The organism is Paenibacillus sp. SSG-1 (genome assembly GCF_002224835.1).
In the GTDB taxonomy this organism is placed as follows: Bacteria; Bacillota; Bacilli; order Paenibacillales; family Paenibacillaceae; genus Paenibacillus_AQ; species Paenibacillus_AQ favisporus.
In genome coordinates, this window is the sequence record NZ_MBRK01000001.1 from 5,989,908 (window position 1) to 6,002,321 (window position 12,414).

Consider the following 12,414-nt stretch of genomic DNA (forward strand, 5'->3'; position numbering starts at 1 on the left):
TGAATTATTCTAAAACCATCCAAGGTACCGTATCACAAAATGAAAGAGAGGGATGGATTCGTGGATGAATATATTGAAATCGAAGGGGCCCGGGAGCATAATCTGAAGAATATTTCGCTCCGCATTCCCAAACGCAGGCTGGTCGTACTGACGGGCTTGTCCGGGTCGGGCAAATCGTCGCTCGCGATGGATACGCTGCAAAAGGAATGCCAACGGCAGTACATGGAGTCCATGGGGATGGTGACGGATTTCATCAGCAAACCACGGGTGGATTCCATCCGTGGCCTGTCCCCTTCCATCAGCGTCAGCCAGCATGTGACCAACAGGAACCCCCGGTCCACCGTCGGGACCGTTACGGAGATCTATACGTACCTGCGTGTGCTGTACGCCAAGCTCGGCGTGCGGGTATGTCCAGCTTGCGATCAAAGCATTCACCCCGTCTTCGAAGACAGTCCAGCGGTGTCCGAAGAAGTTCTTGAACCATCGGAAGATGCGATTGAGGAGCCCAAGCATATGCCCTGCCCGCACTGCCGTGCCTCAATCCCGAAGCTGACGATGGCCCACTTCTCCTTCAACAAGCCAGAAGGAGCCTGCGCGACCTGCACAGGAATCGGCATCGTGACCGATATTGCCGTGGACCGGCTTTTGCAGGAAGACCGCAGTATCTTGGAAGGAGGCGTAACGCTCTGGGATGGCTGGGTTCGCGAATACTATGCCGACGTTCTGTTAGCGGCATCTAAACATTACGGCTTCCCGTACGAGCCGCACCTGCCCATCCGCGATTATGGCGCGATCGCACGCGACATGCTGCTCTATGGCGCAGCCAGTGAGCAGTTCCAGCGCCACTTCCCCGGCGTTAAGCCCCCCAAAACTGTGGGGAAGGGCAATTTTGAAGGCTTGATCACCCATTTGCTGCGCAAGTACAGGGAACATGACGGAGACCCGGAAGAATCGAGCTCTAAAAAATGGGATCCGTATTTTATGAAGCAGATCTGCCCCGATTGCCAGGGATCGAGATTGGGGAGAGAGGGCCGGCTCGTTACCATTAGGGGTACGACTATCATCGAGGCGGCTTCTTATACCCTTCTCCCGCTCTATGCTTGGCTCAAGCAGTTGAAACAGGAGCTTCCAGGTGAAAGCCTCGCTGTATGGGAGCCTATTTTCAACGGGTTGGCGGACCGTATCCAGCGGCTGATCGATGTCGGGCTCGAATATTTGTCGCTGGACCGGAAGGCGAGCACGTTGTCCGGCGGGGAAGCCCAGCGGCTCAGGCTCGCTTCGCTGCTCGGATCGGGCCTCACTGGCGTATTGTACGTACTGGACGAGCCAACGGCCGGTCTCCATCCGCGGGATACCCACAAGCTGATCCGGGTGCTGAAGCGGCTCCGCGATTTGGGAAATACCGTGCTGGTCATCGAACATGACACCGAGGTAATGAAGGCTGCGGACCATCTGATCGAGATTGGCCCCGGCTCCGGAAAAGAAGGCGGGACCGTCGTCGGCACCGGAACGCTCGAACAGTTGAAAGCGATCCCCGGATCCGCTACCGGGCGGTATCTGCGGGAGGTGGACATCGCCCACCCTCCGGTTACGCGGAGAGCGGGCAGCGGCAGCAAGCTTACGATCGAGCAGGCTTCCGCCCATAACCTGAAGCAGCTGACCGTCAGCTTTCCGCTCGGATGCCTGATTACAGTGACGGGGGTTTCAGGTTCGGGCAAATCCACCCTTCTCTTCGATATCCTCGAACCTGCGGCAAAATCCCATCTTCGTTTGTCCGGCGATATGCCAGGCCAATATGAACGCATCACCGGCCTGGAGCTTATCGACAAGGTCATCGCCGTCGACCAAGCCCCGGTCGGGAAGATTTCGCGATCCAATATCGCGACCTACACCGACCTGTTTACCCCAATCCGCAGCTTATTCGCGGAGCTGCCCGAGGCCCGGAAACAACGGCTGAGTCCCAAGCACTTCTCCTTTAACACGCCGGGCGGCCGGTGCGAGAAATGCCGCGGCATGGGCACCCTGCAGCTGGATATGCACTTTCTGCCGGATGTGGAGGTGCGCTGCCCCGTTTGCCTGGGAAAACGGTTCAAAGAGAATGTGCTTGCTGTTCAGTACAAGGGCTTTAGCATTTCGGACATTCTGAACCTGACCGTCCTGGAGAATGCCGCCCTCTTTGAGGAGCCGGTAATAACCGACATGCTGAACCTGCTGGGTGAAGTGGGGCTCGGCTACCTGCAGCTGGGGCAGCCCACGACGACGCTGTCTGGCGGAGAAGCCCAGCGGATCAAGCTGGCGAAGGAGCTTGGCAAAAAAGCCAGAGGGCATACCTTGTACTTGCTGGATGAGCCCACGACCGGGCTTCATCCCAGTGATGTCCGGCATCTGTGTCGCCTGTTGAACCGGCTCGTGGACGCCGGCAACACGGTCATGGTGATCGAGCACCATCTCGATCTGATCGCCGCGTCCGACTGGATCGCCGATTTCGGACCCGAAGGCGGGGATGCCGGAGGGCAGTTGATCGCGCAGGGTACGCCGGAAGATGTGGCGGCCGTTCAGGCCTCATATACAGGCCGCTATCTGGCCGAGCATCTGTCACGCTGATCGCGCTTCCCACTCGCCATGGCTCCTGCAGCTTGCGCAGGCAAAAAAAAATCACCCTTAGTCATATGGACTTTGGGTGATTCTTCATATTCGGATCGCTTTGATCCGCTTATGTTCTATTGTACCGTCACGACCACCTTGGTCGATTTGCCGCCGAAGCTGACCGTGATCGTCGCTTTGCCTTTGCCGTTAGCCGTGATCTGGCCGTCCTTCACCGTCGCCGTCAAAATTTTGGAAGACTTCCAGAGGGCCGGCTTGGAGACGTCCACATCGGTTCCGTCCATGTAGGTCGCCGTGGCCGCCAGCGTCAGCTTGTCGCCGACGTTCAGCGTCACGCTCACCTTGTCAGTCTGCAAATATTTCAGCGTATCCACTTCGACCGGAATCCGGACCGTCTTGTTGCCGTACTTGGCCGTCACGGTCGTTTTGCCGTAAGCAGCAGCGGTAATGACACCGTCGTTAACCGACGCTACTTTATAGTTTCCGGTTTTCCATTCCGCCTTGGATGTCACATCCTTGGTGCTGCCGTCGCTGAACGTCACTTCCAGCTTGACGGTGGCCGTTTTATCCTTGGCTTTGCCTACCGTCTTCAGCGATACTGCGGTCTCGCTCGCCTCAATGGCGGAGATGACGTCGACTTCCACCGGGATCGTTACTTTCTGTCCGCCGTACTCAGCGGTAATGTTGGCTTTCCCGCTCTTCAGACCGGATACCAGGCCATTATTGTCTACCCCGGCAACCGTGGAGCTGCTCGACTTCCAGGACGCTTCCTTGGTCACGTCCACCACTGTACCCGTCGCATCCTTCGCGGTCAAGGTCAGCTGCTTCTTGTCACCGGCGGACATAATCACGAGCGTATCCGACGCTTTCAGGTCGCTGACCAATCCGACTTCCACGGTCATCGTGTACGATTTGCCTTCGTACTTGGCCGTAATCGTCGCGGTGCCTGTCGCCACGCCCGTGATGAGCCCATTTTCATCAATGTCGGCAATATCCTTTTTGTTTGTGCTCCATTCTACCTTGTCCTTGGACGAGATCGTCTCGGCCGCCCGGTCCGCACCGTAATCCAGCACGATGCTCGCCTGGTAGGTGGCGTCTACCTTCAGGGACAGCTTCTTCACCGGCAGCGAGATGCTGAGCGGCATGTCAACAGCAACCGATGTCGTTACCGTCACTCCGCCATAGGTGGCGCTGACTTTGGATTCTCCTTTTTTGAAAGCCGTCAAATTCCCGCCGCTGACAAAAACGACGTCCTCATTGCTGGATTTCCACACGGCTTTGCTCTGAACCTTCTCGGTTTCCCCATTCGCATAGGTAGCGATCAAGTCCAGCTGCTTCGTCTTCTCACCCGTCAGGCTCAGTGCGACCTTCTCGACCAGATCGAGGTGGCGCGGCACGTCAACGTCGACATTAATGGCCACGCTCTTGTCCCCGTATTTGGCGGTAATGATCACTGCACCCGGCGCGATGGCCGTGATGACGCCTTTGTTCACATAAGCGACCTTCTCGTCGCTGGAAGACCATACAGCATCTCCTGTAATGTCCACCGGATCCTTGTCCGGATACACCGCTTCAACCTTGATCGGTTGTGTGGTGGAGTCCCCTGCATGAAGGAAAATATCCTGCTTGTCCGCTTTCAGGCGGATCGTCTTGTCGACATCGACCTGAATCGTTGCCGTTTTCGTACCGTACTTCGCCGTAATCGTCGCGGTTCCCGGACCGTAAGGAGTAATCTGCCCCTTGATGACGTCCGCCACGCCTTCGTTGCTCGACGTCCATTCCGCGTCGGCCGCAACGTTATCCTTGGTTGTGCCGTCCGGATAGGTCGCTTTCAGCGTCACTTGCACCGGTGTCTTCTCGCTCAGCAGCATGGACACCTGCGCAGGGTCCGCATCGAGCCGCTTCACCACTTCTACGCTCACCGGAATCGTTACGGTCTGCTTGCCGTACACCGCCGTCAGCGTAGCCGTACCCGGACCCACCGGCGTCACCGTTCCGTTCACGACCGTCGCCACGCTGGCGTTATCCGTCGACCAGTCCGCTTTGCCGGAAACTTCCTCCGTATTGTTGTCTGTATAGGTTGCGGTCAGCTTGATCTGGGGCTTGTCCCCCAGCTTCAAATCCAGGCTCTGCACATCTTTCGTAAGCGCCTTGACCTTCTTCGTTACAGTCACCGACACCGATTCGGATACGTCCCCGAATACGGCTGTTACCGTTGTCGTACCTTCGCTCTTAGCGGTTACGGTACCGTTATATATGGTGGCAACTACGTTGTTCGAGCTGCTCCAGCTCGCCTTTACCGTCAAATCTGCCGTTGAATTATCCGAATATACACCCGTCGCGGTTACTTTCGCCGTATCGCCGATTTCAAGGGTAAGCTCATTTTTGGACAAAACCAGCTTGGTCAAATCCGCCGTGGCGGCCCAGGTCGTTCCGGCATAGGCCATGCACAGTACCATAACCAGGGACATGACCAGTACCCTTTTTAATCTGATTCGCAATGTAAATTCCCTCCAATTCCCTAATTTTGAGTAGAAACAAAAAAAGACCCTACCTCCCATATCGGTCAGTCCAGCCAAAAATGTTAGTTTTTTGGAGATTTTCTGCATTTTTTCGATAAAAACCGCCGTTTGATTCTGAAATTTGCGCGTCACGCACGCTAAAAAGGGGTAATCCTCTAATTGGTAAACCTTCTAGCGAAACCTGTAAGGGGGTCATGGCGTCTAATTAAGATAGGAGGTGCCATAAGCGCATGATCATTCCTGACCATGAAATCATTGAAGAAGCCAACTACCTGGTGCAGGAGCATTACGGGGAAAGAAACCCGCTGAGCGTCACCATCGGCATTCTGGAGAACGGGGACCATTTTTACACCGGCTGGGGACAACCTCCGGGCTTCGATTACGCATCAGCCATCTATGAAATCGCATCCGTAACGAAAGTTTTTACGACCTCACTTCTGTGTATCCTGCAGCGTCAGAGCAAACTGCAGCTCAAGGATACCGTAGGCCAATACATACCTGAAATCGCCTCTAACGCCAAAGTCGGCGCCATCACGCTGGAACAGCTCGCCACGCATACCTCCGGACTCCCACGGCTGCCGGCCGGTCTCAAGCAGACCGTCACCGACAAACTGAACCCGTACCAAAACTACACCGAGCAGCATCTGCTGCAGGACCTGCTGAAAACCAGACCTTCGTCGAGCGGAAGCTTCGAGTATTCCAATTTGGGCGTAGGCCTGCTTGGGCTTATCTTGAGCCGCTGCACCGGCCGGAGTCTGGAACAGCTTATGCGGGAAGAGATCTGCGGACCGTTATTTATGGAGGACACGCTCTTTGAACTGAACGATGAGCAGCAGTCCCGTCTCCTCCCGGTGTATACGGCCAACGGCAAGCCGGTTCCCCATTGGGATCTGGGCGTTCTCGCCGGCGCGGGAGGCTTGCGTTCCACGGCGCATGATCTGCTCCAATTTGCCAAAGCGAACGTCGGCATGGGCTCCGCCCCAATCACGGCCGCGCTTCGCGACGGGCAGAAGCCCCGCCACCGGGTACGCCGCGGCGAGGACGTCAGCCTCGGATGGATGGTCAAAACCGGCATCTACCACGACCGGATTCACTGGCATAACGGCGGTACGTACGGCTCAAGCAGCTTCCTGGGCTTTCACATGGAAAAAAACACGGCGGTCGTCGTGCTGTCCAACAACGGCAGCTTTGCGATGAAAATGCTGTCCATGATGAGGCCGCAGAAACGGCATGTGGACGAGATCGGCTTCCAGCTGTTCAAGCAGCTGACCAAAACGGTCTATTAACCGGTCTAACCGTATCCTCATGTAAAAAATCCTTAATAAAATATACAGCCAAAAAGGCTGCCTCCCGGATTGCTCGTAAGCCCGGTTGTAGGCAGCCTTTCTTCAGCTAACAGCCTTTATTCAATTTCGGGCGACTTGCGGCAAACGCAGTGTTACGCCTTTTTATCCGTTGGCACCTGGCAGGAGCCGTCCGTGCAGGAGAGGTCATCCCCGTCAGCACTGTTCCCCAGCAGCGTCAGCGGATGCTCTTCTTTCCAGATATTGTCCAGCGCTTCGGCAAACACCTGTGTCGGCTGGGCGCCGGAAATGCCGTATTTCTGGTTGATGACGAAGAACGGTACCCCGTTGATGCCGAGTCGTCCCGCATCTCCCTCGTCCTTGCGGACATCGTTCGTGTAAGCATCGCTCTCCAGCATGGAGGCTGCCGCAGAGGCGTCCAGCCCGATTTCGCCGGCCAGGCGCGCCAATACCGCACGGTCTCCCAAATGTTCCGAATCGGTGAAGTACGCCTTGAACAGCCGTTCCGTCATCTCATACTTCTTGCCGAACTCCCCGGCCCACTGCGTCAGACGATGCGCGTCAAACGTATTGGTCGGGACCAGCGTATCGAAATTGTACGTGAGCCCCACCGTCTTGGCCTGCTCGGTCATATTGTCGTTGGCCGCCTTGGCCTGCTCCCAGCTCATGCCGTACTTGGAGGCCAGGATGCTGTGAATGTCCTTATCGTTGTCTTTCGGTGCGCCCGGGTCCAGCTCGAAGCTGCGGAACACAACCTCGACTTCATCCTTGTGTGCGAACGGCTCGAGGGCAGCCTCAAAACGGCGCTTGCCGATATAGCAGAACGGACAGGCAAAGTCCGACCATACTTCGATTTTCATATGCAAACCTCTCCTTTTCGGGTGATGTTCATTGGTTGGTAAACTGATACTTTTTCCATCACAGTAAGAGTCAAAAGAAAAGCAGTCACTCAGCTGTAACTGCATCAGGTACATTATATCGTGATTACCGGGAGCGCGCAACCTGCCTGCGCCGATCTCCCGTTATATCCAGCTTCCTTAACCTCCCGGTTAACCGGTTGTCGGCACTGTTGCCGGCACGGCCTCCGGTCCGTCCTGCGGTTCGATCAGCGCATGCTTCTCCCAAGCCCGGCTCCGCCAGCGGAAATACATGATGACGGCACGGGCCCATTCGTCCGCGGCAATGGCGAGCCACACGCCGGCAAGGCCCATGTGAAGCTTGAATATGAGGAAGTATCCCAGCGGCAGAGACATGCATACCATAGACAATAGCCCCATGTAGACCGGGAACTTGGCGTCCCCCGAAGCGCGCAGCGAGTTGATGATGACGATGTTGACGGTGCGGCCGGTCTCCAGCACGATGCTGAGCAGGATGACCTGCGCCCCCATTTTGATAATGAGTGCATCGTCCGTAAACAAGCCCATCAGCGGAACGCGGAACAGAATAATGATCAAGTCGATGACGATGGTCGCGGCCAGCGCCCACTTCACGCTCTGGAACACCCGGGTGTAGGCGTCCTGGTTGCGTCTTTCACCGACGTAATGGCCGACCATAATGGCCGTGCCCATGCCGATCGCCATGCTGAACAAATAGATGTACATCGAGATGTTCACGGCATACTGCCGGGTAGCCATCGCTTCTGCCCCGAGGTAGGTGACGTACAGCGTGAAGGTCAGCTGGCACATTTGGTATACAATGCTTTCCAGAGCCGACGGAATGCCGACATTCAAAATTTTAAGCACAAATTTCTTCGACAGACGGATGTAATAACGCCATTCCACGTGCACTTCCATGACCCGGTACAGCAGCCAGAAGAAGATCAGCAGGCAGACCAGGCGGCTGAATACCGTCGAGATCGCCGCCCCCTGTACGCCCAGCGCCGGCAGGCCGAAATGCCCGAAGATCAGCGCGTAGTTCCCTGCCACGTGAATGATATTCATCAGAAGCGACACGACCATCGTTTCTTTGGTGAACCCGTGGGTCCGGATCGTTGCGGCAAGGGCGTTAATGAGTGCCTGCAGGAAAATGCCGCCTCCGACGATCTGGATATAGGACTGGGCATACCCGTAAATTTCCCCGGTGACGTTAAGCAGGCGCAGCATCATTCCGCCGAAGGCGAGAAAAATAACGCTTAGGAGCACCCCTACGGCCAGGTTCAGCGTGATTGCATTTCCGGTCACCTGCGCCGCGTCACTGAGCTTTTTGGAGCCCAGGTACTGGGCCACCACGATCGCCGCCCCGCTGCCGATCACCTCCAGCACGAGGATGGCGATGGAAATAATTTGGTTGGCGGCGCCGACGCCGGAGACGGCATTGTCGGAAACCGAACTGAGCATCAATGTATCGACACTGCCCATCAGCATGAACAGGAACAATTCGAGAAATATAGGCCAGGTGAGGCGGACAAGACTGAGCCGTTTTTCTGACCGTGCAGAAGGCTCTTGAACAGTTGCGGTCATGAGTCAGAATTCACCTTTCTTTCAAACGTATTCTTTGAAACAAAGGTATGTTAGCACAGTTTTCATGAAAATACATGACATTTAACAGAAAAATACTGAAAATTTAATATTCTTTTTTTGGTAAGCCCTTACTTCCCCAAAAATGACCATTATTCGTACCGGGACAGCAGTTCAGCAAGCTTTTCGCGGATCAGACCGACCAGTGCCTGAGGCTCTTTCACAGTCGCATTCGTTCCCAAGCCGATAAAAAATTGGGCGTAAAACGAAAGGTCATGCTCCGGCATCATCCCGTCCACCCAGCCGGTCCCATCCTCGCGGATATGCAGCTTGGACTCCAGCCACAATTCTCCCTCGCACCGTTCCACGCCTTCCGGGGTCAGCTCCACATAGCAGCGAAGCTCCGCCGAGTCCTCCCCGTGAAATGACTTCCGATTCCCAAGATGCACATGGCTGAGGTCGGCCGCTTCAAGGCCGGTTGTATCCTCGGCGGCATCCGTAATCCGGTCGCAGCGGAACAGGCGGAAGTCCTTCCGCTGGAAGCAGTACGCCGGGCAGTACCACAGTCCCTGGCTGGCATAGATGCCGATCGGCTGGATCTGCCGAACCGAGCTGCTGCCGCGGGATTCGTAAACGATGCGCAGCACCTTCTGGTTCACGGCCCCGTCCAGCAGCACGGACAAATGGGGTGCACCCGCCCGCCTGGACGGGGTAATAAAGTCGACCCGGTTCTTCATCCGGTCGATCCGGTCGCGCACATCCCCGGGCATGTAGTGGTAGAATTTCTGGAGCGCGGACGAGCTCTCCGTCTCAAACGGGATATGGACATAGTGCCGGAGACCGTGCACCGCGAAAAAAATCGCCACCGCCTCTTCCTCCGTAAAGGCGATCGGGGGCAGGATCCGTTCCTTCAGTACTTGGTAGCCGCCATGCGGCCCCACTTCCGAATATAAAGGGACGCCGAGCTCGCTCAGCTCCTGCAGGTCCCTTAGGATCGTCCGGGTGGACACCCCGAATTCGTCGGCCAGCTCCTTGACTTTAAAACGGCGCATCCGGTTAATCGTCATCATCAGGTCGAGCAGTCTTTTCGATTTGGACATGTCGGCACTCCCGTTACTGGATTTGGCGGTACACACCATCGGAAACAAATAGGGTCGGTGACAGACCTTGTCATTATTATAAACGACTATAGGAATCTGCCCAAAACATCGGCACATCCCCGATTCCTCGTACCCCGCCAGGATCATGTAAAGGCTGCCCATGTTCCCGTTATATTAATGTTATATTTCATAACATTTTACTGCGCAACAGTGGAGACTGTGGTCTTGGGCAGGGCTAATAAAGTGAAACATGTCTTTTCTCAATCCGAAAATCACATCGCTAACCGGCACAAACCCGATTTTTCGCTTGAAATCATGAAGATTTCCATGTCGAATGTAATCTTTTATAACAGGTAACGCTTACAATCCTGAAATTTAGTATTGATTATTTGCAGACCATCCACTATGATAATGGCAACAGGCAGGAGATAAAAGTTAAAGCACTTTAACTTTTATAATTATACCCCGCTACTATAGATAAATATTTGGGGTTAATTTGTCCCATAAGTTAAAGCGTTTAAACTTTTATAAACATTGTGAGAAAGGTTGATGCACCCGTGACCCATCGCGAAAGCAGGCGGCAGACGCTGTACATGTATCTGTTTATTTCCCCCTGGCTCATCGGCTTTCTGGTTTTTGCCCTGTATCCCATCTTGTCCTCGCTTTATTACAGCTTCACGGACTACGACATCATTCACCCGCCCCAGTTTATCGGCCTGGCCAATTATGCGGAGATGTTCGGCAATGATCTGTTCTGGAAATCCGTCACCGTGACGCTGAGGTATACGCTCATCAGCGTGCCGATCCAGCTGCTGCTGGCCCTTGGATTCGCCCTGCTGCTGAACCAGAAGATCCCGCTGCGCGGATTTTTCCGGACCGCGATGTATTTCCCGAGCATGGTATCCGGCGTGGCGATGTCGCTGCTCTGGTACTGGATCTTCAACCCGCAGATCGGACTGTTCAACTACATGCTCTCCTGGTTCGGCATCAAAGGTCCGGCCTGGCTCATGAACCCGGACACGGCTCTATACGCCTTGATGATTATGTCCTTCTGGACGGCGGGCTCGGGCATGATCCTCTTTCTGGCGGGACTGCAAGGCGTTCCGGCGAGCCTCGTGGAAGCCGCTAAGCTGGACGGGGCGGGACGCTTCAAAGTTTTTCTCCATGTCACCCTGCCGATGATCTCGCCTGTACTGCTGTTCCAGCTGATTATGGGCATGATCGATTCCTTCCAGGTGTTTACCCAGGCTTTTGTCATGACCCAGGGCGGCCCGAACTACTCTACCTGGTTCTACGTCTACAACCTGTACACCAGCGCCTTTAAAGAGTACCGCGCCGGCTATTCCTCCGCCTTGGCCTGGGTGCTGCTCGTCGTCGTCATGCTTTTTACCGCGCTCGTGATGAAGCTGTCGAACCGATACGTTCACTACGAAGGAGGCAAACGCTAGATGAGTACCCTTCCGGCCGCCGGCCCGCACGCGGACAACGCCGCCCCCAAGCGGCGGCGCAGCACTGACCCCGTAGGCATTGTCAGCTTTATCGCGCTGGTCGTTACCACCTTTCTGATGCTGCTGCCCCTGTTCTTCATGGTATCGACATCGCTGAAGTCGAAGAAGGAAATGCTGAAGTTTCCGCCGACCTTTCTGCCGGAAAGCTGGCAGTGGAGCAATTACAAGGAGATTTTCGATACACTCTCCTTCGGCACGATGTACATGAACAGCCTGATTATCGGCGTTCTTACCGTGATCGGAACGCTGCTCTCCTCAGCGCTCGCGGCCTACGGCTTTGCCAGATACCGCGGCAAGGGGAGCAACACGTGGTTCCTGCTCATGCTGAGCACGATGATGCTGCCCTACCCGGCCATCATGATTCCCCAGTTCATCCTCTTCTCGAAGCTGAACTGGATCGACACGTTCCTGCCGCTGATCGTCCCGGCGTTCTTCGGCTCAGCGTACAACATCTTCCTGCTGCGCCAATTCTTCTCGACGCTCCCTGAAGAGCTGTTCGACGCCGGGCGCATCGACGGCTGCAGCGAGTTTCGCATGTGGCGCCAAATCGCCCTCCCGCTTTCGGGACCGGCGCTCGCCACCGTAGCGATCTTCGCTTTCATCTACAGCTGGAACGATCTGCTGACGCCGGTGCTGTACCTGAGCTCCACCGAGAAATTCACGCTGCCGGTCGGTATGGCATCCCTGACGTCATCCCGCTTCCGGATTCCGCCGTGGCACCTGCTGATGGTCGCCTCCGTACTGGCCATGCTGCCGATCGTGACGCTGTTCGCCATAGCCCAGAAGCGGTTCGTCGAGGGCATCGTGCTCACCGGGATCAAGTAATGGCACGGATCTATTGGAAGCCCCGTCGTCCCGGCAGTCATCCTCAAGCCCCACCGGGGCGCGGTCGAAGCCGGCATGCAGCAAGCACCTTCCCC

General features: G+C 55.7%; 8 protein-coding genes. 4 read left to right on the forward strand and 4 right to left on the reverse strand.

The window, feature by feature from the left end:
• Positions 1–60: 60 nt before the first annotated feature.
• Entirely contained in the window at positions 61–2,604 is a 2,544-nt protein-coding gene (uvrA, locus tag BCV73_RS27395) for an excinuclease ABC subunit UvrA (RefSeq protein WP_089549265.1), read from the forward strand.
• Positions 2,605–2,720: 116 nt separating this feature from the next.
• Here the strand turns inward: uvrA and BCV73_RS27400 are convergent, their stop codons facing one another.
• Complete coding sequence (locus tag BCV73_RS27400) at positions 2,721–5,105, reverse strand: Ig-like domain-containing protein (RefSeq protein WP_256993019.1); 2,385 nt, start codon at positions 5,103–5,105, stop codon at positions 2,721–2,723.
• A 251-nt stretch (positions 5,106–5,356) separates the two neighbouring features.
• Here BCV73_RS27400 and BCV73_RS27405 point away from each other — a divergent pair, with 251 nt between their 5' ends.
• Positions 5,357–6,412 carry a serine hydrolase domain-containing protein gene (locus BCV73_RS27405; protein WP_089549266.1) on the forward strand — a complete coding sequence of 352 codons (1,056 nt, stop codon included), beginning with the start codon at positions 5,357–5,359 and terminating at the stop codon, positions 6,410–6,412.
• A 152-nt stretch (positions 6,413–6,564) separates the two neighbouring features.
• Here BCV73_RS27405 and BCV73_RS27410 read toward each other — a convergent pair whose 3' ends face one another.
• The 3 genes from BCV73_RS27410 to BCV73_RS27420 all read right to left on the reverse strand — a co-directional run bounded on the left by BCV73_RS27410 (position 6,565) and on the right by BCV73_RS27420 (position 9,986).
• Positions 6,565–7,290, reverse strand: a complete 726-nt coding sequence (locus BCV73_RS27410) for a DsbA family oxidoreductase (protein ID WP_089549267.1) — start codon at positions 7,288–7,290, stop codon at positions 6,565–6,567.
• A 189-nt stretch (positions 7,291–7,479) separates the two neighbouring features.
• Positions 7,480–8,889 (reverse strand): MATE family efflux transporter, encoded by a 1,410-nt coding sequence (locus BCV73_RS27415; protein ID WP_089549268.1) that lies wholly within the window; start codon positions 8,887–8,889, stop codon positions 7,480–7,482.
• Positions 8,890–9,038: 149 nt separating this feature from the next.
• A complete protein-coding gene (locus tag BCV73_RS27420; RefSeq protein ID WP_089549269.1) occupies positions 9,039–9,986 on the reverse strand; it encodes a helix-turn-helix transcriptional regulator in 948 nt (315 codons plus the stop codon).
• A 557-nt stretch (positions 9,987–10,543) separates the two neighbouring features.
• On the opposite strand from BCV73_RS27420, the gene BCV73_RS27425 reads away from it, so the two are divergent.
• Entirely contained in the window at positions 10,544–11,434 is an 891-nt protein-coding gene (locus tag BCV73_RS27425) for a carbohydrate ABC transporter permease (RefSeq protein WP_240913327.1), read from the forward strand.
• Positions 11,435–12,319, forward strand: coding sequence for a carbohydrate ABC transporter permease (locus BCV73_RS27430; RefSeq protein WP_089549270.1), 885 nt, complete (start codon positions 11,435–11,437; stop codon positions 12,317–12,319).
• Positions 12,320–12,414: the final 95 nt, after the last annotated feature.